The sequence below is a fragment of the Cyanobium sp. Aljojuca 7D2 genome, assembly GCF_024346415.1.
Classification (GTDB): Bacteria; Cyanobacteriota; Cyanobacteriia; order PCC-6307; family Cyanobiaceae; genus Cyanobium_A.
In genome coordinates, this window is record NZ_JAGQCX010000004.1 from 116,208 (window position 1) to 136,559 (window position 20,352).

Consider the following 20,352-nt stretch of genomic DNA (forward strand, 5'->3'; position numbering starts at 1 on the left):
TCCCTCAGAGGGGGCTTTTTGCTGCCGAGGCCGCTGCCCAGACACCAACCTCAAGACATAAAAAAACCTCCCCAACAGGGGAGGTTGATCAACGAGCCAAGCTCAATGGAGCCGATTCATCAGAGGTCGCCCCGTTCGATTTGCTTCAGCTGATCTGCTGCACTGCCATCCACAGCGCCGGGATTGGACGTGGGAGTGGATGGATTCGCGGCGGGATTGGTCACAGACTTCGCCTTACGTTTGTTGCGGGTTTCACGCTCACAGTTTTCACCTTCACCGACAGGAACGCATTCAGCGCTATCGGCCAAAAGTTGGGCTTTCTCAGCAGAGAAGGGAATGAACGATGCTGCATCTACTGGAGCCGCAGAAGCGGCAGAGCCCCCAATCATGCTGGCCGTCGCCAGGAAAAGAGCAAGGCTGGTGCGCTGGGCCATGGGCAAGAACCAGAACAGGTAAATACAGCTCCATTTTAAGAAAAGATGGCGCACCACAGTCCCTCTGTAGTCAGGCGATCAGCGCGTAAAGCCAAAGACGAACACCCACGTGTATCATCCGTCACCCAGCCCACATCCGCAGCAAGTTGGTGTGGCAGCGATAGAGAAGATCGAGGGCATCGGAACGGCCATGGGCAGCAGCCATAGACTTACAAGACGTCTCCAACTCAAACAGCAATTCGCGCTGCTCCGAGGAACGGACAGCACTCTGTACCCAACCCACCGCGACATAACGCACTCCGGCCGTGACAGGCTCAACCCGATGCAGATAGCCGCTGGGGTAGACGATGGCTGAGCCAGCACAAAGCCGCACCATCTCCTCGCCTTGGGGCAATTCGAGCGTGAGGCCACCTCCGCTATAGCTCTCCAGATCTGAGAGAAACAGCGTGAACGACAAGTCTGTTCGCCCTCCGGGCATGAACGGGTTGTCGACGTGGCGGCCATAGCCCTCACCCACCCCGCAGCGGCTGAACAGCAGGCTGTGAATCTTCAGCGGGATCGCCGCAGCCCGAAACAAAGGGTGGCAATCGAGCGCAGACAGCACTACATCTGCAAGGGCTGCAAAATCAGGATGCTGGTTATCCAGTTGCCAATTGTTTTTCACCGCTTTGGCGTAGCTGCCAGCGGTCTGAGCTCCTGGGAGCCAGGCGGAATCGTCCAGACTGGCCAATCGCGCTTGAAGCTGCTGAAGATCATGGGCTGAGAGCAGATCTTCAAGCTGAAAGTGCATGGCTCAACCAACCTCCATAAACGATCGCCTGCACCCATCTTGAAGCAGATCGGCACCCAACAGCCCCACGCCTACCTGTGCCTTTTGCTACAAGCCGGCGGCATCAATGAAGCGGGGAAGCAAGGCCTAGCTGGATAGGCTCATGAGCAACGAATGCAAGCAACCACTGTGCTCCCAAAGCTTTTCAAGCCCTCCGCTCTCAGCCTGCGTGTGCTGGCCGTTGGCGCAGCCGCCACAGCCCTGACCAGCAGCCTCAACGGCTTGGCGATGGCGCAATCCCGCGAGGTGCGCGTCTATTCAGGCCGCCACTACAGCAGCGACAACGCGATTTACGAACGCTTCACCAAAGCCACTGGCATCAAGGTGCGTCTTCTGGAATCGAACGATGCAGCCATCATCGAGCGCCTTCGTAGAGAAGGGAAAAACAGCTCTGCGGATGTGATGATTCTGGTTGATGCGGCTCGGCTCGACAACGCAACCCGAGAAGGGATGTTTCAGCCGATTCGTTCGGCTGAACTGATACGCGAAGTGCCCCTTTCCCTTCGGGATCCCAAGGGCCGCTGGTTTGGCCTCACCAGGCGGGTGCGCGCCCTCGCGATCAACCCGTCGGTGGTTAACCCCAAAACCATCAACACCTACGCCGACCTCGCCAAGCCTCAGCTGAAGGGAAAACTTTGCTTGCGCAATCGCTCCAGTGTTTACAACCAGTCGCTGGTGGGAGATCAAATGGTGCTGCGGGGCGATGCGGCAGCAACCCAATGGGTCAAAGGGATGGTCAACAATCTCGCCGAGCCGGTCTTCAGTAGCGACATGTCACTAGCCCGCGCCGTCGCGCGCGGAGAATGCGGCGTTGGCGTCGTTAACAGCTATTACGTTGCCCGCATGCTTTCCGGGCAGACCGGCGCTGCCGACAAGACCCTAGCCAACAAAATCACCATTAAATACCCGAATCCAGCCCATGTGAACGTCAGCGGCGCCGGAGTCACCCGCTACGCCAAAAACAAACCGGAAGCAATCAAGCTGATTGAATTTCTTAGCTCACCGACAGGCGGGGAGGGGTATGCATCTGGCAGCTTTGAATACCCGCTCAAAGGTTTTGGAAACAATCCAATACTGCGCCGCTTTGGCAATTTCAAATTTGACGGTGTTTCCGCATCCCAGCTCGGCTCTAAAACCCGTGCAGCTATCCAATTGATGGCTGCCAACGGCTGGGAGTAGCGGTTCGTGCAGCAAGCTGGTTCCCGTCTTTAGGTCGCAGACATCTCGTTGAGCACGGCCCGCCATCGTCTCCACCTGTTGCCATGGCGCAACCGGATCGGTCTATGGCGTGACACCAGTCGCAGCCGGGCCGGGCTGGTTGCCGTGGTGATGGGGGTCAGCCTGCTGGCCATCCTGCCCTTGCTTGCCCTGGTCAAAGAGGCGTTGCTCAGTGTCCAGGAGCAGGCCGCTGGTCTGGGCCCCGATGGACTCGCTCAGATTCGCGGCACCTTGCTTCTGGTGCTGGGGGAGGGAGTCCTCGGAGCCGTAGTGGGCACGGCCATCGGTTGGCTGACCGCCGTTTGTCGCTTCCCCGGCCGCCGCTGGCTGCGCATCGCCCAGCTTCTGCCCATGGCGTTTCCGGCCTACCTCCTGGCCGCCAGCTTGATTGACTGGGGTAGCTACCGCGGCCTGCGAATCCATGGCCTCGGCTGGGCGGTGGTGCTGCTCAGCCTCGCCAATTACAGCTACGTCTTTCTGCTCAGCACCGAAAGCTTCTCGGTGAGTGGCCGCCGCCTGCTGGAAGCCAGTCGCAGCCTCGGCGTCGGCCCATGGGCGAGCTTTTTTCGAATCGCCCTACCGATTGCCCTGCCCTCAATCGGCGCGGGCGTCGCCCTCAGCGCCATGGAAGTGGTCAACGAACTCGGCGCGGTGCGCCTGCTCGGGGTTCCAAGCCTGTCGGCCGGAATCCTCGACCGCTGGCAGCTGGCAGGGGATCCCCAGGGGGCAGTAGCCCTGTCGTTGGTGGCCCTGGCCATCGTGGCGGTGTTGATCGCCTCGGAGCGGCTGCTCCGCCAGCGCAGCCGCCGTTGGAATTTGGAAGGCTCCAATGGGGGCGACCATGCCTGGGACTTGCATGGCTGGCGGGCTGCCCTGGCCCAGCTGATCGCGGCCATCCCACCGCTCTGCGCCCTAGCGATCCCGATGCTCTGGATCCAGCAGGGCTGGGAGGGCCTCCGCAGCGAGCCCCTCGACGAACTGATGCAGCTCTCTGGACGCAGCTTGGGCCTAGCCCTGGCCGCGACCGGCGTCACTGGACTTGGGGCCCTGCTGCTGGCCATCGCCCGGCGCTGGAGCCCCCAGCCAGTGGTGCAACAACTCACCTTCTTATCCGGCCTGGGATACGCCATTCCCGGCAGCGTTCTGGCCCTTGGCCTGATGGTGATCGGCGGCCCGGCCGGCCTAGGTCCTGTGCTGCTGTTGCTCTGGGGCTATGGAGATCGCTTCATCGCCGTGTCCAAACAGGGGCTCGATGCGGCTCTGGAGCGCATCCCTCCGAGCATCGACGAAACGGCCACCAGCCTGGGTTGCGATTGGCTGGGGGTGCTGCGCCGCATTCACCTGCCCCTGCTCAGAGGTCCCCTGCTGGTGGGCTCGCTGCTGGTGTTTGTGGATGTGGTGAAGGAGCTACCGATCACCCTGGCGCTACGCCCGTTCGATTTCGACACCCTGGCGGTGCGAGTGTTCCAATACGCCAGTGATGAGCGGGTGGGCGCTGCCATGGCGCCGGCGGTGCTGATCATGGTGTTTGGCTTGATCGCCTCTCTCGCCCTCATACCAAGCCTGGAGCGGCGCAACTAGTCACGGCCGCAGCGGCATTTGCCGCCCTTCCAGTGCGAACACTTGCTCTGCTTGCAACCCTTTTTCTTGTCCGCGCTGGGGCCGCGCTGGCCGAGGGGCGAAGGGGCGTCGTTGCTGGGGCCGATGGGCTTGGCCATGGCGACAACCTCTGTCTTGAGGTCGAACTCTTAAATCAGCCTATGAAGGTTCAGGCCTGCCAATGACGGCCTCTGCGCTGATTTGACGCCGGATTACCGGCGGTTGTGCCAATTGCAACACCTTTCCTTTGGGACGACTGTGGCTACGGTGCAAACAGCGAATCGAGCCACACCATGGTGCAGTCCACCACCAGCACCAACACCACCAGCCCTGTGGCCACCGGGCCCGCAGGGCGGGCGATGGCCCAGCCGATGGACGGCGCCCTGCTGGAGGGCCTGCAGCAGCACCTGACGATGGAACGCCAGGCCAGTGCGACCTATTGGGCCATGGCGATCTGGTTTGGCGAGCGGGAGCTGCGGGGCTTCTGCCGCTACCTCAAGGGAGAGGCGAGCAACGAGCAACACCACGCCGGACTGGTGGCCGACTACCTGGTCGCCCGCGGCCAGACCGTGCTGCTCGAAGCTGTGGCTCCGCCGCGCCAGCACTGGCAAGGCGCCGAAGAGGTTTTCTCCGCCGTCTTCCAGATGGAGGCGGAGGTGACCAGCTCCTTGCAACAGCTGTATGCCATGGCGGAGCGGGCCGGTGATGTGCGCACCACCGTATTCCTCGATCCGATGGTGCAGGGTCAGATCGACTCCGAAAACGAGGCCGCCCACCTGCTGGGGCGGATCCGCTTCGCCCAGGCCAATCCCGCCGCCATGCTGGTGATCGATGGGGAGCTGAGCGAGGGCAAGCACGCCCCCGAATCACTGGCGTTGTAACCCCCTAGCAAGGCAGGGGCCGGCGGGTCAGTTCTTCCAGAAACGCCACGGCGAGACTGTCACGCAGTCCAACGCTGCGGCGCAGCTGGCTGGCACAGGCCTGCAGCTCCTGGCGGCGGCTCTGCAGTTGCTCGAGCTCCCGCTTCAAACGCTGGAGCAGTCGCTCCTCACGGCAACGGCCCAGATCGGCCATCACCTGCGCACCGCGGCAGCGCAGCTGGTCCATTTCGTAGCAAAGGCTGGCCACCAGGCTGGCCGATGGCTGGGCGCTGAGGTGGGGGGAACGGTTGGTCATCGCAGGGCTCAGGCGGCTCAGGCAGCAGCCAGGGGAGCGGTTTCGATCAACACCGGCGCCAGGCGCATGCCGGGTTCGCCAACGGGGGCTTCGATCAACTGGGCCTGGCGGATGCGGGAGATCAGACGGGTGGTGGTGACGCGAGTGGTGCCGATCAGCTCGCCGATCCGCTCATGGGTGAGCCGGAAGGGCAGATCACACCAGCTGCCGCAGCGGCGGCCCAGCCGACGCACCAACAACCCCAGCAGGGCATGCAGGCGCTGTTCGGCACTGCCGAGATGGCGAATGCGCAGCAGCTGCAGGGTCCACTCATTGACCGCATCAAATCCCTCGCCCTGACGGGGAGTTGCATCGCTGCGGAAGCTGAGGGGCGTGAGGGCCTCGACGCAGACGCCCTCGCTGCAGAGGCGATCAACACACAGCTGATCCCCCGCCTGCAGAAAGGCAAGGGTCATCCCTTCGGTCTCCTCGCAGGGGCAGTACACGCGGGCCACGCCATCGAGCACCTCGATGCAGCTGCCACTGGGGCGCAGGGCTGGATCGAGCAGCACGGTTTGCCCGACGGGCATGCGCACAGCAGAGACGGGGTCGTCGGAGAGGAAGCGAAAACTCATGGCCGCCGCGCGGACTTATTGCGAATGACTCGCAACCTAAACAAGATCGCCGCCTTTTGCAAGCGATTCTCAATAACAACTGTCAATTGCAAGGCGGGCGGTCAGTGGCGGCAGGGGGCGCGCGACACCTCTTACCGGAGGGGGCTCCAGTCGGAACAAAAGCCCAACGCGGTTGCCAAGAATTTCGTTTTCCGCCAACTTTTACCGTCTTAGCAGCATCTTTTCGGGCCTGATCAGGTGTTTGTAGCCATGCGCAACAGCCTTCAGCCAACCTCCTTGACCATGGTCAAGATGCTCTTGTTTCCCACCATTCGTTGGGGATTTCCCATTCATGTTGAACCGCAACACTCTGTGCAGCCGGATCGGCTTGCTGGCTGCAGCCGCCACTGCGTTCGCAGTAGCTCCGGCCTGGGCCCAGTCGGGCACGCTTTACAAGCTCGACACCAAGTGCAGCGTTAAAGGAGCAGCCCCGCAGGCGTGCGTGGTGGAGGCCGTCAATGAAGGCAGCGCCACTCTCTACCGCCACATCATGGGTAAAACCGTGGAGACGATCCGCGTCACCGAAAGCCCCGTGCGGATGAGTGTCTGGATCGACAGCACCAAAACCTGGAAAAATCTCGACAACGCAGCCGCGCGTTTTTCCACCAACACGATCTGCTTCAACGGTCGTGACCTTTGTGCAATCAATCCCAACTACCTCAACAGCGTGCGGGAAGAGCGGCCGGACGCAACAGCAGGTCGTGATCTGATCAAAGTTGAATTTGGCGCCGATGGCCGCATCGACCTCACCTGCTACGACGATGGTTGCAAGGGAGTCGGCAAATGAACCCGGCTCTGAAAACTCCTTTGGCAGGCCTCGGACTGGTGCTGGCTGGAGTGATCGCCCTGCCCACCAGTGCCGTGCTGGCCTTTGACAGCAGCCGGCTTGAAAGCCAATCCGCTGAGCTGATCGCCCGCAAAGGCGGCGGTGGTGGCGGTGGCGCGCGCAAAGGTGGCGGCGGTGGAAGCGGCGGCCTCAAATCTGGTGGTGGCGGCGGGCGCAAAGCCGGTGGCGGTGGCCACAGCGGCTTCAGCAACGCTGGCGGGGGCCTCAATCGCGGCTCTGCCAAGCCCACCGGCGGCTGGAGCAACAAAGCGAAGGTGGGTGGCGGCGGCGCCGGTGGGGGTCCATCCCTCAATCGCCCCGCCGCAGCAACACGCCCCGCTGCCGGCAATCGAGCGGCAACGGGGGCACGCCCCGGAGGCTCCATCGGCAGCGGTGACCGCATGGCCAGCCGGGACAAACCCGCAAGCCGTGATCTCGGCCGTGATGGCAGCCGTGATCTCAGCCGGGATGTCAACCGCAACATCAGTCGCGATGTGAATCGCAACTGGAACCGCAACGTTGACATCAATCGCGTCAACCTCTACCCAGGCTGGGCCCGTCCTGGCTGGGGCGTTGCCCGGCCTTGGAACTACGGCTGGTATGGCGGCTGGTCCACTCCCGTCTGGGGCTGGTGGGGCGCTCGCGCCGCAGCCTGGGGTGTCGCCACCCTGGCCACCGCAGCCATCATCAATGATGCTGTCGATGACGCCGTTGACGACCACAACTCCTACATCGTGGTGCCCAACACCAACTACCAATTGCTCTACGGAACGGTTCAACCCTCCAGCAGCGACTCGGTGACTTTTGTGGTGCAGGCCAACGGCAACGACTACCAGCTCAACGCCAACTGCAACCAGGGCACGATCAACGGCCAGGAGCCCAGCAACGCTGAAGAAGCTGAACTCCTCAATGCCGCCTGCCAGGTGGCTTACGGATCGGTGTAAGCACAGGTCGGTGTCAGCACAGCTTGGCCTAAGCCGAGTCTGATTGCACGTCTGGTTCAAATCATCCCAAGGATCTGTCGCGCCAAGCGCGGCAGATCTTTTTTATGACGCAAGCCACAGCACCGCCGTCGCGCCAAAAAATGCAAGGCTGTGCAAGATATGCAAATCGCCGGCCTTCAGCAAGGACAATTCAACAACAATCCCCCAGGGGATTGGCTTTGACACCTCAACTGGAGATGATGGATCCCGATCCTTCTGCTCGCACCATGCACCCGGCGAAACTGGTTGGCCCCCTGTTAACCGCCGTGCTGGTAAGCGGCTTCCATCCTGCCGCCCATGCTCAGAAGCTGGAAACTCCCTCCGAAGACACTCCTGCCAAAGCTGAGCCGTCCACGGCCACCCCAGCAGGAGATGGCGCAACACCGAAGAGCCTGAAGGGAACCGTAGAGCTCTACGGCTTTGCTCCGATCCGCACGACCGGAACGACCACAATCAACGGATTCACGACGGATACGGATCTCAGCCTTGGTGACGCCCTCTCCAAATTGAAATGGGCAACCTCTATCCGGGGCAGCCTGGAGAAGGATCGCATCGGACTGCTCACCGATCTGAGCTACGTCAGGCTGGGGCAATACGGATCAACAACAGGCCAGCAGGGGATCTTCACTGGGCAGGCAGAAGTCACAGGGGTGCAAGGCATCTACGACCTGGCTCTGCGTTATCGCTTCGGCGATCGCGAAACCGCTGTTGGCCAACCGGGGCAATTCAGCGTGATCCCCTACGCGGGGATTCGCATCCTCGACGCCCAGCTGGATGTCTCAGCCCAGGTGGATGTGGGCAATGTGATCAGTTTTCAACGGGAAGGCAGCTTTGGTCGCACCTGGGTCCAACCCCTGATCGGTACGCAGGCCACGGTGTTTCTCTCACCACGACTGCGGGCCTTCGCCCGCGCCGACATCGGTGGCTTCAATCTGAGCGGATCCGATGATCTTTCGGGCAATGCCCAGATCGGCCTGGGCTACGCCATCGGCAACAGCACCGATCTCAACATCTCCTGGCGCTATCTCGGACTTGATTACAACAATGGCGACACGCCTGACAGCGGCTTCAGCAGCTACCAAAATGGCGTTGAAATCGGCTTGAAATTCTTCTTCTGATCCCCATGACGCGTCGTTCCTCGTTCTTCTCCGACTTCAAAACCTTCATCCAACAAGGCAATGTGGTCGACCTGGCCGTTGCGGTCGTGATTGGGGGCGCCTTCGGCAAGGTGGTGGATGCCTTGGTCAGCCTGGTGATGACCTCGCTGCTCGCACCTGCCCTGAAAGCCGCCAATGTGTCGGCGATCAGTGCCTGGCCCGCTGGTGCGGTGATCGTGGCCCTGATCAATTTCCTGGTGATTGCCTTTGTGGTGTTCCTGATCGTGCGCAGCATCGAGGCACTCAAACGCGGCGAACGGGCCGTGGCCGCCCCCGATCCCCAGGCCCAACTGGCAGCAGCCACCACCCGCCTGGCCGAAGCTCTCGACCGTCGTCAGCTCTGAACGGCTACAGCCTCAGCGGGATCCATCCGGCTGCGGATGGATCACCCGCCATTCCCGAGCCATGTCCACCACCGTCCAGCCCTCTCGCCTGGCCTGGTCCAGGGCGAGGCTCAGGCGTCCGATTGGCGATTGCCGGTCGTAGGCCCATTCCCGCCGAGCATCGGTGTGGTGCACCAGAAGGGCAAAGCGGTGCCGATGCCCTGCCATGGTCCAGGCGAGCATCTGGCGATCACCGTCGGAATTCCCGAAAGCGGCCACAGGCCGTCGACCAATGATCTGCTCGATCGCCACCGGCTTCTCCGGGCCGTCCACCAGGGCCTCGATCACGGGCAGCCGCTCCAGCACCGGAGCGCCGTCAGTCTCCCGATAGGCCAGTTTGAGACGGGTGCCGATCACCTGCTCCGGTGGAACCCCATAGACGCTTTCACTCCAGGGACGCATGAACGCCACGTCGCCTCCCGAGACGATGTACGTACGAAAGCCGTGGGCGCGGAGGTAGTGCAGCAGCTCGAGCATGGGCTGGTAGACCATGGCCGTGTAGGGCCGGCCCGTGGTGGGATGGCGCGCGGTTCGGATCCAGCGGCGCACCCCCTCGCTGAAGGCCTCCGTGGTGAGGCCCGAGGAACTGGCCACCAGCAAGGGACCCAGGGCGGCACTGCCCTGACGCAACAAGGAATCCAGGTCACCCCGCAGCGCTGAGGCATAGGGCTCCTCGCGGCGCCATTGGGGATGGGCGGGCGCCAGTTGTCGGAGGCGATCGATGCAAAACAGGAAGGGGATGTAAAGCGGCTGCTCGCTCCAGAGGGTGCCGTCGTTGTCAAAAACAGCGATGCGTTCGCTAACAGGGATGGGATCGCCAGCGCGCGGATCACGGCCGCTGGCCTGCTCAACGAAGCGCCGGATGGCCCGTTTGCTGGTGCCATCCAGCCAGGAGGGCAGCGGGTCGGAGCTGGAGGCCACGTGGGCCAGGCCCGGAGCCGGACCGAGCACCAGGCTCACACCCAACAGGCCCAAGCCACAACCCACCGCCACACTGTTGGCACGGCTCATGCGGGCAGCCTCACCACGCAGCGAAACCCCATGTGTCCCGTGGAGGTGTCGATGCCCTGGGCCATGCGGGCGGGGGGACGGTAGCGGCGGCAATAACTGGGGGCACAGAGGTAAGAGCCCCCCTTCACCACCTTGCGGGGCATGGCGCCATGCTGCGACTGGGGATCAATGCTGGCCTCCCGGCTGGCCGCCTCGGCCGCAGCGCAGCAGCCCGAAGGCTCCTTCTCCACCTCCAACCGCTGGGCATGGGGGCCGTACCAGCTGTCGGTCCACTCCCACACGTTGCCGATCATGTCCACCAGGCCATAGCCGTTGGCCGGGAAAGCGCTTACCGGCGAGGTGCGCTCGTAGCCATCAAGGCGGCTGTTGTGATGCGGGAAGTCGCCCTGGAAGGTGTTGGCCACGGGCACGCCGGCGGGATAGAGCTCGCTGCCCCAGGCAAATTCGCAGTCCTGGCGTCCACCCCAGGCGGCGCGTTCCCACTCGTCTTCGCGGGGCAGCTGCTTGCCGATCCAGGCGGCATAGGCCTCGGCATCAGCGTGGGCAATGTGCACCACTGGATGCTGGTCGCGTCCCTTGATCGAGCTGCCGGGGCCCTCGGGATGGCGCCAGTTGGCACCGGGGATGTACTGCCACCAGCTGTAGTGATTGGCCTGCAGCACCGGTCCCGGCGGCGGCACAAACACGATCGAAGCGGGCTGAAGTTGCTCCGGGCTGGCACCTGGATAGAGGTCCGGATCAGCAGGACACTCCGCCAGGGTGCGATAACCCGTGGCTTTGACGAATTTCAGAAACTGGGCATTGGTCACCGGGGTGCGGTCGATCCAGAACCCGGCCACCTCCACCCGGTGGGCAGGCGCCTCCTCCGGGTAGTGGTGGTCGGAGCCCATCAAAAAAGAGCCCCCCGGAATCCACACCATGCCGGGGGCAGGTGGGCGTCCGGGGGGCTTCACAGGCATGGGGAACGATCAGGAGGCGGAGCTGGTGGCCTGCTCAAGCTTCTCCATCACCCGCTCCAGCGAGAAGCTGGCAGCCTTCTGACGCGGCGGAAACTCCACGAAGGTCTTGAGGAAGTCGCCAACGTAGCTCTGGGCAGGAACGATCAGGAAAACATGATCGAACATCCAATCCCAGTAGGTGTTGGACGTGATGTCAGCCCGCTCGTAGGGATCGGTGAGCAGATTGAACATCTTGGGAAGCCGCAACTCAATAAACGGTTCAGCCCAGATCTGACAGGTACCGGCCTGGCGCTGCTCCATGAAGACAAACTTCCAGTTGTCGTAGCGCAGACCCACCAGGTTGCCGTCGTCGGAGAAGTAGAAGAACTCCCGGCGCGGGCTCTTATCGGTCTTGCCCGTCCAGTAGTCGAGCATGTTGTAGCCGTCTAGGTGGATGCGGAAGGTTTTGTTCCCCACCTGATACCCCGTGAGCAGCTTCTCCTTGATCTCCGGCTCACCGGCGGCGGCCAGCAGGGTGGGCAGCCAGTCGAGGTGGCTGCAGATGCCGGTGATGTTGGTGCCGGCAGGAATCTTGCCGGGCCAGCGCACCAGTGCGGGAACGCGGTAGGCCCCCTCCCAGTTGGTGTTCTTCTCGCTGCGGAAGGGGGTCATGCCGGCATCGGGCCAGCTGTTCATATGGGGCCCGTTGTCGGTGCCGTACATCACGATCGTGTCGTCGGTGACGCCCAGCTCATCGAGCAGGTTGAGCATTTCACCAATGCACTCATCGTGATAGATCATCACGTCGTGGTATTCCGACTGCCAGCGCCCGGAGCGGCCGATGTCCTGCGGCCGGGCGTAGGTGCGGAAGTGCATGTGGGTGGTGTTGAACCACACGAAGAAGGGCTCACCGGATGCCACCGCATCACGGATGAAGCGCTTGGCCTCGGCCAGGAATTCGTCGTCGGCGGTTTCCATCCGCTTGCGGGTGAGCGGGCCGGTGCTCTCGATGCGCTGGGTGCCATCGCCATTGGCCCAGCAATGCAGCACACCTCGGGGAGCAAAACGCTCCCGAAAGTTGGGAAACTCGGGATCATCTTCCTTGGGATAGTCGCGCAGCTCGGGCTCCTCTTCGGCATTGAGGTGGTAGAGGTTGCCGAAGAATTCGTCGAACCCGTGCATCGTCGGCAGGTGCTCGTCGCGGTCGCCGAAGTGGTTCTTGCCGAACTGGCCGGTGCGATAGCCCTGGGGCTTGAGCAACTCGGCAATGGTGGGATCCTCATCGCGAAACCCCTGCTCAGCGCCGGGCAGGCCGACCTTAGAGAGACCGGTGCGGTACACGCTCTGGCCGGTGATGAAAGCGGCGCGGCCGGCGGTGCAGCTCTGCTCGGCGTAGTAGTGGATGAACTTGGCGCCTTCTTTGGCCACCCGGTCGATGTTGGGGGTCTGATACCCCATCAGCCCGTGGCTGTAGCAGCTGAGGTTGCTCTGGCCGATGTCATCGCCCCAGAGGATGAGGATGTTGGGCTTTCCGTTGGGCATGGGATTGGGAAGAGGCAAATGCACCTCCTCGAAGGATGGTGATGGGCACTTCCGACTGCAGCAGACTCATGCACTTCTTCACACCCAATCTCAGAGAGGAAGACATTGGCGCGAACACTAAAGTTCAGCGCAAAGCGCAAAGCCATCGGTGGGTGGATTGGGGGCTGGCCCGATCAGGCTTGCCGCTGCCGTTGCCAACGCAAAAACGGAATCGAAAGCAGCACAGTGATGAGTAAATACATCAGGATGCCCAGCTTCACGGCAGGCACCTCCGGGGCATACGTTCCCGCCAGCAAGAGCGCCAGGCCGGGATTGCGCATCGAGGTGACCAGGGCCAAGGTGACCCTCTGCTGCGGATCCCGATCAGCCAGGCCATAGCCCAACGCCAAGCTGATCAACACCAAGGCCCCCATCACGGGCAGGGCCACAAGATTGGCGCCGACATAGGTGGCCAATAGCGGTGCCGTCTTGGCCAACACCACCAGCACCAGGAGCAGCAACAGCACATTGGCGATCCGATCAAGGGGTGCCTCCAGGCGACTGGCCCACTGGGGCGCAAAGCGCCGCAGCAGCAGTCCAAGTAGGAGCGGCAACAGCTGGCCCAGCGCCACCTGGCCAGCCACATGGCGCGCCTCAATCGCCCAACCGGACACCCCGAAGATGCGGGTAATCAGGATCGCCATCAGGGGAATCGACAGGATCGCCACCAGAGCTGCCCCCACCTGAAGCAGGGCCGCCAGGGAGCGATCCCCCCCCTGCTTGCCAGCCTTGCGCAGCAGCAACGGTGCACTCGGACTCACCCCCATCAGGGCGATGGCAAAACGGGCAGGCTGGGACAGGGCCAGGGTGGGCGGCCACAGCAGCAACGCAACCGCCGCCAGGGGCACCAGCACGCAAGTGCCCAGCAGACCTCGCAGCAGCAAGCCGCGCTGCTGCTGCCAGCGGCTGAAGCCGTCCAGTGGAAGGCCCACCCCGAGGGCAAACATGATCGTGAACAGGGTGGCCGGAACCAAGACAGACGGGGAGGGAGCCATCGACACAGAACGCGAGCGGTGGAAATGAAGCGGACGAAACGGGAGGACTCAGCTGCTGGAGCGGACTGTGATCAGCACGAGTGCCACCACACCGATCAAGGTGATCAGCACGGCGGTGGCCGCCGCCAGCTGGGGCTTGTTGCGGTAGATGTAGTCGTCGTGCTGGAGACGGCGCAATTCCCGGCGGTATTGCACCGTGGCGCCCGCCATCGACAGAACGCCGGTGATCATGAAGGCCGCCGCCACAAATTGCACGCCGCGTTCCACCTGAACGCCGTTGTCCGCCGTGGCGCGATCAATGGCGGCAACGATCTTGTCGAGACCAAACCCGAAACTGATCAACGACAGACAGGTGCGAATCCAGGCCATCAAGGTGCGCTCAGCCGCATCGCGGTTGCGCTGCTTGGCCAGTTCGTTGGCGAGGTTCATGGGCGTCGCTCCGCCACAGGGGCTTGATGGCCCTTCTCGGCATCCAGATCACGGGCCAAAAACACATTGAGCAGGGTGCGGATCACGGCCACCACCGCCAGCTGCACCAGATGGGTTCCGGTGGGAGAGGTGGAGGTGGCAACGATGTCGGCCCCCAGCTGAAACTCCAGGGCCATCGCCAACCAGCTGCCGAAGGTCAGGCGCACCCCGGGGAACCCCGGCGATCCGCGCAGCCGACGGCGCCAGGCCAGCCAGGCCTGGCGCAGGGTGACCAGCAAACCGAGCAGCACGGTGCACAGCGACAGACCCTCGAGCAGGGCCCGCAAGGCCGCGGCCAGAACCCCCAATCCATGGTCAAAACCGGCAATCAGCACAGGTTCAGGGCTCAGCATTGGCGGGTGCTCGCAACGATCGGGATTGGCGGAACAGCAGGTGCACCACCCAGCCGGGCACGGTGATCGAGGCCACCAGGATCGTCAGCGAGACGCTCAAACGGCTGGAGAAGGTGCGGGCCACATCCAGCCCGGAATGCACGAAGGCCAGCGTCACCAGCACCGCAAAAATACCGGTGGTGAGGGCGCTGACCGAGCGCAACACATCGCGAGGCTGGTGCCGGTCGCTGCGATCGGCGTCGCCGCTGAGCAGGCGACCGGCCGCCGCCCCGGCCAGGGCGAGCGACGCCACCACCAAGGCGCGGGTGGGCCAATCGCCTCGGGGATCGAGCTCCTGCAGACGGCCGGCCAACACCGTGGCCGTGCCCAGCAGCCCCCCCGCCACGGCGCCGAGCCCAGCCCACCACACGAGGGGGCGCCGCAGGCGGCCACTGAAGCCGGCCCCGGCCGCTAGCCCAATGGAGCTCAGCACCGTGGAGGGCACCAGCGGGAGCGTCCAGGTGAGCAGAAACGCCAACACCGCTCCCACCAGCCCGCCGAGCAGGCGACTCGGATGGGCCCGCGGAGAACTGACCGATCCAGGCATTGCCGTGGATGCACGCAGGGACCTCAGGCTAAGGAGGGCACCAGAAAGCGTCAGCCACGCTGGCGCTTTTGCAAAGTGCTGCGCAGATCAGCGCGCACGCGCGGCCCTATTCCTCCGCAGCACAACTGGGGCAGAGGGCCCGCACATTGAGCACACACTCCAGCAGGCGAAAACGATGGTGCCCGGCGGCCTGTTCGCCGGCCTGGAGCACCTCGGCGTTCTCAAACTCTTCGGTGCGGCCGCAGCGCACACACACCAGGTGGTGATGGTCGCGGTGGGCATCGCTGGCGAGCTCAAAGCGACGCCCCCCCTCGGGCAGCTCCAATTCCTGCAACAACCCCATCGAGCTCAGCAGCCGCAGGGTTCGATACACGGTGGCCAGAGACACCCGCTCCTCACTGCGCAGCAGGCGCTGGTGCACCTCTTCGGCACCCAGATGGCTGCCCTCACCGATGCGCTCAAACAGGGCCAGCACGCGCTGGCGCTGGGGGGTCAGCCGCTGGCCACGATCGTGGAGGCTATTGCGCAGGCTGGGTTCGGCGGGCACCGCAGCATCCTCAGACTTCTCAACAATAAACACAATTGCGAAGACGCGCCACAGGAGGCAAGTTGAACAACAACACGCTGCACAACAAAGCGGTGCGGGGCGCGCGGATCTGACATGGCCCATCGCCCTTGGCTACCGGTTGCCCTGGGGAGCCTCGCCGCCCTGATCAGCAGCGCAGCCCCCATCCAAAGCACAGCCCTGAGCCCCGCCGGGGCCCGACCGCTACCAGAGTCCAAAGGCAGAGCGGGCAGCCTGGATGAGGCGGTGGCGGCCTTCGAGGCGCGGGGCTTTGTGATCCGCCGCGACCACCCCCGTTGCCGCGAGCCCAATCTGTTTGGACTGCACGTGCGGGGCCGGCGCGAAGTGGTGGTGTGCCCCAAAGGCAACCAACGCGACACCCTCCTGCACGAGGGCTGGCATGCGGTGCAATCGCTGTGCCTGCGAGACACGCCCCTGCTGAGCCTTGATGCGCTGCTCAAGAAGCTGGGGCGCCGCGATCGTCTGGAGCTGCAGGTGCTCTACCGGCCAGAGCAGTGGCAGCGGGAGGCCGAGGCCCGGGTGATGGCCCGCGAACCCCTGGGGCGCTATCTGGAGGCCCTCGATCGGGCCTGCGCCGTCCCCACTCCCCAACCAGCGCAGGCAGACTGAACGATCCCCACCGGACGCGCGCCGCCATGCCCACCCAAGCCGCCGTTCAGGCCTATTACGGCCAGGAGCTGAGCTGCACGGCCGACCTCAAAACCAGCGCCTGTTGCGATGCCGATGCGGTGCCGGGTTGGTTGAAGCCCCTGCTGGCCCGCATTCACCCGGATGTGCTGGCCCGCTACTACGGCTGCGGGCTGGTCTGTCCGCCGCTGCTGGAGGGCTGTCGCATCCTCGACCTGGGGAGTGGTTCCGGGCGGGACGTCTACGCCCTGGCCCAGTTGGTGGGGCCCTCCGGCTCGGTGGTGGGGGTCGACATGACCGCCGAGCAGCTGGCGGTGGCACGGGCCCATCTGGAGTTCCATGCCCAGCAGTTCGGCTACGCCAATGTGTCGTTCCTGGAGGGCACCATCGAAGCGCTCGAGCAGCTGCCCCTGGAGCCGGGCAGTTTCGATGTGGTGGTGAGCAACTGCGTGCTCAACCTCTCCACCGACAAAGCCGCGGTGCTGCGGGGTGTCAAACGACTGCTCAAGCCGGGCGGCGAGATGTATTTCTCCGACGTCTACGTGGATCGGCGCCTACCGGACGCCGTGCGGCGGGATCCGGTGCTCTATGGCGAATGCCTGGGCGGAGCCCTCTACTGGAACGACTTTCTGCGCCTGGCCCGCGGGGCCGGCTTCATCGACCCGCGGCTGGTGGTCGACCACGAGATCCAGATCACCGAGCCGGCCCTGGCACCGCTGGTGGGCGAAGCCCGCTTCTTCTCAGCCACCTATCGCCTCTTTCATATGGCCGAGCTGGAAGATGCCTGCGAAGACCATGGCCAAGCGGTGATCTACCGGGGCACGATCCCCCATCACCCCCATCGCTTCGACCTCGATGGCCACCACGCCATCGAGACCGGGCGCGTGTTCCCGGTGTGCGGCAACACGTTCCGGATGCTGCAGGCCACGCGCTTCGCCCCCCACTTCAGCTTCATCGGCGACTTCAGCCGCCACTACGGCCTGTTCCCCGGCTGTGGCAGCAGCCTGCCCTTCGGCACAACCAGCGGCGGGCAGGCCTCAGGGAGCTGTTGCTGAGCTCTGGGGTAGCCGCGGCCGATCCAGCCGGGCCGTCAGCGCCGCCAGCAGATCGGCAAGCGTCACCACCAGCCGGTAGCTAATCGCGATTGCCAGCAGTGGCGCCTCGGGGATGGCAAAGCCCAGGCGCAGCAGCAGCACCGCCTCAAACACCCCCAAGCCGCCGGGGGCCCCGGGCACCACCAGTCCGGTGGTCCAAGCCACCGCGAAACCCGCCAGCCAGCTGCCCCAGCCGAGGCTGTAGGAGAGGTCGAAGGCCTGCACGCAGCAGGCGAAACCGGCAAAGCGCAGCAACACAAAGCCCAGCTGCACCAGCAGGAGGGGCCAGGGATAGGCGCGTATGGGTGGAGCCCCTGCGGCGGTTTCGCTGTCCAGCCCCAGCTCCGGGGCCCTGCGGCGCTCCAGGCGGCTGAGCACCGGGTTGAGCCAGCGGGGCATGAGCAGCGCCAGGGGCAGCCAACAGAGCAGGGCCAGGCCGTGTTGCCAGCCGCCGGCTGCCACCAGCATCAGGGCCGCCACCGCCGCCACCAGGGGATCGAGCAGCACCGCCGCCAGGGCCAGCCCCCCCGGGGCGGGTGCCAGCAGCGGGGCCTCAGCGCTGCGTAGAAGCTGCACCCGGCTGGTGAGGTGCCAGATCCCACCCGGCAGGTACTTGCGCAGGTTGGTGTCGAGGTAGGCGCGCACCAGCTCAGGCCAACGGGGGCGCTGCCCCAGCCAGCGCAGCACCACCCCCAGGGCCAGCCCGTTGGCAGCCAGGCTCAACAGGCTGACACCCACGCCGAGCAGCAGCCAAAGCCAGCCCTGGCCGTCGAGGCTGAGCTGGAGCAGCTGGCGGCCATGGCCCACCAAGGCAGCCAGCAGGAAACCGAAGCTCAGCAAGCTGATCCACAGCTTCAGGCCCCCGGGAACAGGCGGCAGGCCCCCCAACCAGTCCCCCAGTCCGGCAGCCAGACGCGCCAGCCCACCCCGGCAGCGCTGAACCAGAGCGTGGAACGAAGGCGGAAGCATCACGGCTGGGGCGGGGGGAGAGCGTCGAGGGCCGATTGCACCATGGCCCGCACCTGATCGATCCCCAGTGTGTGCTGGCGCGCCAGGGCGACCAGGTCGTCGTGTTCTGCTTTGCTGCGCCAACGCCCATCGGGCAGCTGGGCCTGCTTGACCCGCACCGGCCCCAGGGGCGTGGCCAACTCCAGGCTGCGGCGCGGCAGCACCCAGCGGCTCTGCAGCTGCTCCCGCACCCCCAGGCTGGTGCTGTGCTGCCACCACACCGCCCGCAACGCCTCAGCCCGCTCCGGAGGCACCAGGGCCGTGAGCAGCTGGGCCGCCCGCCCCTTCTTCATGGCGATCGACTGGCTTAACACCTCCACAGCCCCGCCCCGACGCAGCTCTTCGCTCAGGAAGGCGAGATCTTCGGGTGTGGCGTCATCGATCTGGGCCTGCTGCAGGAGCACGGTTTCGAGCTGGGGGGTGCTCTGGGGCTGGTGGGTGCTGGAATCAAACCTGCCGCCATCGGCCAGGGTGAGCCGCAGCAGGTTGGGGCGATCCAGCTGCCGCGAACCCAGCCCCACCCCCACCTGACGGGGCACATGGGTTGGAGGCTGGCCAAAGCGCGTGGCCCAGCAGGCCGCCAGGGCCAGGCCCGTGGGGGTGGTGAGTTCCCCGGGGGGGAAACCTTCGGCGGAGGCCAGGGGAATCGCCCGCAAGCGGGCCAGCTCCAGCACGGCAGGCGCCGGCAGGGGCAGGGTGCCGTGGGCGGTGGCCACCACGCCGTGGCCCGCCGGCGGCGGGCTGCACACCAGCTCTCCCACGCCGAAGTGCAGCAGGCCAGCACACACGCCCACCACGTCCACCAGGGCATCGAGGGCTCCCACCTCGTGAAAGTGCACCTGCTCGGGGCTATGGCCATGCACCGCCGCCTCTGCCGCCGCCAGCAAACCAAACACCTCCAGCACCCGCTGCTTCAGGGGCACCGGCCAGGGGGCCGCCTGCAGCTGACCGCGCAGCTCGCCCCAATGGCGATGGGGCGGCTGCGGCTCCAGGCTCACCACCGCCAGGTGCAAACCGCGCAGGCCACCGCTGCGGCGCTCCTCCAGCTCCAGCCGATAGGCCTCAGCCAGGCCCAGGGCCGCCAGGGGGCGATGGATCTCCGCCTCGGGCAGCCCCAGATCCAGCAGGGCCGCCAGCAGCATGTTGCCGGCCAGACCGGTGGGCGCATCCAGCAGCGCCAGCGTCATTTCAGGCCTCTCCGGCCTGGGGGCGCCCTAGCCGCGGGGCCAGGGCCAGCAAGGCTTCGGCCTCCGCCTGCAACTCCACCTGGAGGCTCCGCAGGTGCTGCTCCACCTCACGGCGGGCCCGGCGCTGTTCCCGCTGGGCCGACTCCACATCGTGGCCGGAGAGGCCCCAGAGCCGGCCCAGCAGGGCGCGATCGTCGGAGCCGCCCACGCTCTGGCCATAGATCAGCTGCTCGGCCACCATGCCCGCCTGCAGCACCCGGCTCCAGCGGCGCAGCTCCTCAGGGGGCAACTTGGCGTGGGCCGGCGGCTCCAGCTCGGTGCTGCCGCTGGTGTTGAGCCCGGCCCGCAGGCAAGCCAATGAACCCACCAGCACCTGCCGCACTGGCATCGCCTCCTGCCGTGCCACCAACAGGTGGCCGGCCTCATGAATGGCAATTCGCCGCAACCGGGCCTGCCCCCCCGGCAGTGCCTCGGCCAGCACATGGCCGCCGCGGCCGCCGAAGCGGGCTGCATCCAGGGTGAGGCCGCCCATGCCGACGGCAACCACCCCGGTGATCAGCCATGGCGAGAGCCCCAGGGCTGGCCCCAGGATCGCCGCCAGACTCACCAGGGCCACGACCAGGCCAGCCGCCAGGGGTTGGGTCATGGCTGGTTGCTCAT

24 protein-coding genes are annotated in these 20,352 nt (G+C 64.9%); 9 read left to right on the top strand and 15 right to left on the bottom strand.

From position 1 onward, the window contains the following. Nucleotides 1-119: 119 nt before the first annotated feature. Together KBY57_RS06115 and KBY57_RS06120 are read right to left on the bottom strand one after the other, a co-directional pair. Nucleotides 120-434 carry a hypothetical protein gene (locus KBY57_RS06115; RefSeq protein ID WP_254995008.1) on the bottom strand — a complete coding sequence of 105 codons (315 nt, stop codon included), beginning with the start codon at nucleotides 432-434 and terminating at the stop codon, nucleotides 120-122. A gap of 121 nt (nucleotides 435-555) precedes the next feature. Next, nucleotides 556-1,224, bottom strand: coding sequence for a Fe2+-dependent dioxygenase (locus tag KBY57_RS06120; RefSeq protein WP_254995009.1), 669 nt, complete (start codon nucleotides 1,222-1,224; stop codon nucleotides 556-558). 153 nt (nucleotides 1,225-1,377) lie between these two features. Between KBY57_RS06120 and KBY57_RS06125 the strand changes: the two genes are divergently transcribed. The 3 genes from KBY57_RS06125 to KBY57_RS06135 all read left to right on the top strand — a co-directional run bounded on the left by KBY57_RS06125 (nucleotide 1,378) and on the right by KBY57_RS06135 (nucleotide 4,961). Further along, nucleotides 1,378-2,442: an extracellular solute-binding protein gene (locus tag KBY57_RS06125; protein WP_254995010.1), complete on the top strand. Its 1,065-nt coding sequence runs from the start codon at nucleotides 1,378-1,380 to the stop codon at nucleotides 2,440-2,442. 150 nt (nucleotides 2,443-2,592) lie between these two features. Next, complete coding sequence (locus tag KBY57_RS06130; protein WP_254995096.1) at nucleotides 2,593-4,062, top strand: ABC transporter permease; 1,470 nt, start codon at nucleotides 2,593-2,595, stop codon at nucleotides 4,060-4,062. 311 nt (nucleotides 4,063-4,373) lie between these two features. Further along, nucleotides 4,374-4,961 carry a ferritin gene (locus tag KBY57_RS06135; RefSeq protein ID WP_254995011.1) on the top strand — a complete coding sequence of 196 codons (588 nt, stop codon included), beginning with the start codon at nucleotides 4,374-4,376 and terminating at the stop codon, nucleotides 4,959-4,961. Nucleotides 4,962-4,965: 4 nt separating this feature from the next. On the opposite strand, the gene KBY57_RS06140 is transcribed toward KBY57_RS06135, so the two are convergent. After that, nucleotides 4,966-5,256: a hypothetical protein gene (locus KBY57_RS06140; RefSeq protein WP_254995012.1), complete on the bottom strand. Its 291-nt coding sequence runs from the start codon at nucleotides 5,254-5,256 to the stop codon at nucleotides 4,966-4,968. 17 nt (nucleotides 5,257-5,273) lie between these two features. Next, entirely contained in the window at nucleotides 5,274-5,870 is a 597-nt protein-coding gene (locus tag KBY57_RS06145) for a helix-turn-helix domain-containing protein (protein ID WP_094561324.1), read from the bottom strand. Nucleotides 5,871-6,204: 334 nt separating this feature from the next. On the opposite strand from KBY57_RS06145, the gene KBY57_RS06150 reads away from it, so the two are divergent. From KBY57_RS06150 to mscL, 4 genes are all read left to right on the top strand, one after another. Then, nucleotides 6,205-6,696 (top strand): hypothetical protein, encoded by a 492-nt coding sequence (locus tag KBY57_RS06150; protein ID WP_254995013.1) that lies wholly within the window; start codon nucleotides 6,205-6,207, stop codon nucleotides 6,694-6,696. Continuing rightward, on the top strand, nucleotides 6,693-7,679 hold the full coding sequence (locus tag KBY57_RS06155; protein WP_254995101.1) for a hypothetical protein: 987 nt from the start codon (nucleotides 6,693-6,695) through the stop codon (nucleotides 7,677-7,679). Before KBY57_RS06150 ends, KBY57_RS06155 begins: the two co-directional genes overlap by 4 nt. Nucleotides 7,680-7,918: 239 nt before the next feature. Beyond that, the gene (locus tag KBY57_RS06160) at nucleotides 7,919-8,836 is read left to right on the top strand and encodes a hypothetical protein (protein ID WP_254995014.1); all 918 of its coding nucleotides are present in this window, start codon (nucleotides 7,919-7,921) and stop codon (nucleotides 8,834-8,836) included. Between the two features lie 5 nt (nucleotides 8,837-8,841). After that, nucleotides 8,842-9,219: a large conductance mechanosensitive channel protein MscL gene (gene mscL, locus KBY57_RS06165; protein WP_254995015.1), complete on the top strand. Its 378-nt coding sequence runs from the start codon at nucleotides 8,842-8,844 to the stop codon at nucleotides 9,217-9,219. 12 nt (nucleotides 9,220-9,231) lie between these two features. Here the strand turns inward: mscL and KBY57_RS06170 are convergent, their stop codons facing one another. The 8 genes from KBY57_RS06170 to KBY57_RS06205 all read right to left on the bottom strand — a co-directional run bounded on the left by KBY57_RS06170 (nucleotide 9,232) and on the right by KBY57_RS06205 (nucleotide 15,737). Continuing rightward, nucleotides 9,232-10,269, bottom strand: a complete 1,038-nt coding sequence (locus KBY57_RS06170; protein ID WP_254995016.1) for an HAD family hydrolase — start codon at nucleotides 10,267-10,269, stop codon at nucleotides 9,232-9,234. Continuing rightward, nucleotides 10,266-11,228, bottom strand: a complete 963-nt coding sequence (locus KBY57_RS06175; RefSeq protein ID WP_254995017.1) for a formylglycine-generating enzyme family protein — start codon at nucleotides 11,226-11,228, stop codon at nucleotides 10,266-10,268. The genes KBY57_RS06170 and KBY57_RS06175 overlap by 4 nt, the downstream gene beginning before the upstream one ends. 9 nt (nucleotides 11,229-11,237) lie before the next feature. After that, nucleotides 11,238-12,749 carry an arylsulfatase gene (locus KBY57_RS06180; protein WP_254995019.1) on the bottom strand — a complete coding sequence of 504 codons (1,512 nt, stop codon included), beginning with the start codon at nucleotides 12,747-12,749 and terminating at the stop codon, nucleotides 11,238-11,240. A gap of 173 nt (nucleotides 12,750-12,922) precedes the next feature. After that, complete coding sequence (locus tag KBY57_RS06185) at nucleotides 12,923-13,762, bottom strand: bile acid:sodium symporter (RefSeq protein WP_254995020.1); 840 nt, start codon at nucleotides 13,760-13,762, stop codon at nucleotides 12,923-12,925. Between the two features lie 69 nt (nucleotides 13,763-13,831). Then, nucleotides 13,832-14,212 (bottom strand): YidH family protein, encoded by a 381-nt coding sequence (locus tag KBY57_RS06190; protein ID WP_254995021.1) that lies wholly within the window; start codon nucleotides 14,210-14,212, stop codon nucleotides 13,832-13,834. Beyond that, the gene (locus tag KBY57_RS06195; protein ID WP_254995022.1) at nucleotides 14,209-14,586 is read right to left on the bottom strand and encodes a DUF1622 domain-containing protein; all 378 of its coding nucleotides are present in this window, start codon (nucleotides 14,584-14,586) and stop codon (nucleotides 14,209-14,211) included. The genes KBY57_RS06190 and KBY57_RS06195 overlap by 4 nt, the downstream gene beginning before the upstream one ends. Nucleotides 14,587-14,590: 4 nt before the next feature. Then, nucleotides 14,591-15,190, bottom strand: coding sequence for a hypothetical protein (locus KBY57_RS06200; protein WP_254995023.1), 600 nt, complete (start codon nucleotides 15,188-15,190; stop codon nucleotides 14,591-14,593). A gap of 106 nt (nucleotides 15,191-15,296) precedes the next feature. Continuing rightward, the gene (locus KBY57_RS06205; protein ID WP_254995024.1) at nucleotides 15,297-15,737 is read right to left on the bottom strand and encodes a Fur family transcriptional regulator; all 441 of its coding nucleotides are present in this window, start codon (nucleotides 15,735-15,737) and stop codon (nucleotides 15,297-15,299) included. Nucleotides 15,738-15,851: 114 nt separating this feature from the next. Between KBY57_RS06205 and KBY57_RS06210 the strand changes: the two genes are divergently transcribed. After that, nucleotides 15,852-16,385, top strand: a complete 534-nt coding sequence (locus KBY57_RS06210) for a hypothetical protein (protein ID WP_254995025.1) — start codon at nucleotides 15,852-15,854, stop codon at nucleotides 16,383-16,385. Nucleotides 16,386-16,411: 26 nt separating this feature from the next. Continuing rightward, the gene (locus tag KBY57_RS06215; RefSeq protein ID WP_254995026.1) at nucleotides 16,412-17,458 is read left to right on the top strand and encodes a methyltransferase domain-containing protein; all 1,047 of its coding nucleotides are present in this window, start codon (nucleotides 16,412-16,414) and stop codon (nucleotides 17,456-17,458) included. On the opposite strand, the gene KBY57_RS06220 is transcribed toward KBY57_RS06215, so the two are convergent. From KBY57_RS06220 to KBY57_RS06230, 3 genes are read right to left on the bottom strand one after another with little or no spacing between them, the layout of a single operon-like run. After that, complete coding sequence (locus KBY57_RS06220) at nucleotides 17,441-18,466, bottom strand: lysylphosphatidylglycerol synthase domain-containing protein (RefSeq protein WP_254995027.1); 1,026 nt, start codon at nucleotides 18,464-18,466, stop codon at nucleotides 17,441-17,443. The two genes, KBY57_RS06215 and KBY57_RS06220, sit on opposite strands and share 18 nt — an antisense overlap. After that, complete coding sequence (locus KBY57_RS06225) at nucleotides 18,466-19,692, bottom strand: LarC family nickel insertion protein (protein WP_254995028.1); 1,227 nt, start codon at nucleotides 19,690-19,692, stop codon at nucleotides 18,466-18,468. Before KBY57_RS06225 ends, KBY57_RS06220 begins: the two co-directional genes overlap by 1 nt. A gap of 1 nt (nucleotide 19,693) precedes the next feature. Then, the gene (locus KBY57_RS06230; protein ID WP_254995029.1) at nucleotides 19,694-20,338 is read right to left on the bottom strand and encodes a hypothetical protein; all 645 of its coding nucleotides are present in this window, start codon (nucleotides 20,336-20,338) and stop codon (nucleotides 19,694-19,696) included. Between the last annotated feature and the right edge of the window lie 14 nt (nucleotides 20,339-20,352).

What these genes read in the sequence shown, in the direction of transcription:
- KBY57_RS06115 (WP_254995008.1), bottom strand. Translation starts at nt 434, where the DNA reads ATGGCCCAGCGCACCAGCCTTGCTCTTTTCCTGGCGACGGCCAGCATG.
- KBY57_RS06120 (WP_254995009.1), bottom strand. Translation starts at nt 1,224, where the DNA reads ATGCACTTTCAGCTTGAAGATCTGCTCTCAGCCCATGATCTTCAGCAG.
- KBY57_RS06125 (WP_254995010.1), top strand. Translation starts at nt 1,378, where the DNA reads ATGCAAGCAACCACTGTGCTCCCAAAGCTTTTCAAGCCCTCCGCTCTC.
- KBY57_RS06130 (WP_254995096.1), top strand. Translation starts at nt 2,593, where the DNA reads ATGGGGGTCAGCCTGCTGGCCATCCTGCCCTTGCTTGCCCTGGTCAAA.
- KBY57_RS06135 (WP_254995011.1), top strand. Translation starts at nt 4,374, where the DNA reads ATGGTGCAGTCCACCACCAGCACCAACACCACCAGCCCTGTGGCCACC.
- KBY57_RS06140 (WP_254995012.1), bottom strand. Translation starts at nt 5,256, where the DNA reads ATGACCAACCGTTCCCCCCACCTCAGCGCCCAGCCATCGGCCAGCCTG.
- KBY57_RS06145 (WP_094561324.1), bottom strand. Translation starts at nt 5,870, where the DNA reads ATGAGTTTTCGCTTCCTCTCCGACGACCCCGTCTCTGCTGTGCGCATG.
- KBY57_RS06155 (WP_254995101.1), top strand. Translation starts at nt 6,693, where the DNA reads ATGAACCCGGCTCTGAAAACTCCTTTGGCAGGCCTCGGACTGGTGCTG.
- KBY57_RS06160 (WP_254995014.1), top strand. Translation starts at nt 7,919, where the DNA reads ATGGATCCCGATCCTTCTGCTCGCACCATGCACCCGGCGAAACTGGTT.
- mscL (WP_254995015.1), top strand. Translation starts at nt 8,842, where the DNA reads ATGACGCGTCGTTCCTCGTTCTTCTCCGACTTCAAAACCTTCATCCAA.
- KBY57_RS06170 (WP_254995016.1), bottom strand. Translation starts at nt 10,269, where the DNA reads ATGAGCCGTGCCAACAGTGTGGCGGTGGGTTGTGGCTTGGGCCTGTTG.
- KBY57_RS06175 (WP_254995017.1), bottom strand. Translation starts at nt 11,228, where the DNA reads ATGCCTGTGAAGCCCCCCGGACGCCCACCTGCCCCCGGCATGGTGTGG.
- KBY57_RS06180 (WP_254995019.1), bottom strand. Translation starts at nt 12,749, where the DNA reads ATGCCCAACGGAAAGCCCAACATCCTCATCCTCTGGGGCGATGACATC.
- KBY57_RS06190 (WP_254995021.1), bottom strand. Translation starts at nt 14,212, where the DNA reads ATGAACCTCGCCAACGAACTGGCCAAGCAGCGCAACCGCGATGCGGCT.
- KBY57_RS06200 (WP_254995023.1), bottom strand. Translation starts at nt 15,190, where the DNA reads ATGCCTGGATCGGTCAGTTCTCCGCGGGCCCATCCGAGTCGCCTGCTC.
- KBY57_RS06210 (WP_254995025.1), top strand. Translation starts at nt 15,852, where the DNA reads ATGGCCCATCGCCCTTGGCTACCGGTTGCCCTGGGGAGCCTCGCCGCC.
- KBY57_RS06215 (WP_254995026.1), top strand. Translation starts at nt 16,412, where the DNA reads ATGCCCACCCAAGCCGCCGTTCAGGCCTATTACGGCCAGGAGCTGAGC.
- KBY57_RS06220 (WP_254995027.1), bottom strand. Translation starts at nt 18,466, where the DNA reads ATGCTTCCGCCTTCGTTCCACGCTCTGGTTCAGCGCTGCCGGGGTGGG.
- KBY57_RS06225 (WP_254995028.1), bottom strand. Translation starts at nt 19,692, where the DNA reads ATGACGCTGGCGCTGCTGGATGCGCCCACCGGTCTGGCCGGCAACATG.
- KBY57_RS06230 (WP_254995029.1), bottom strand. Translation starts at nt 20,338, where the DNA reads ATGACCCAACCCCTGGCGGCTGGCCTGGTCGTGGCCCTGGTGAGTCTG.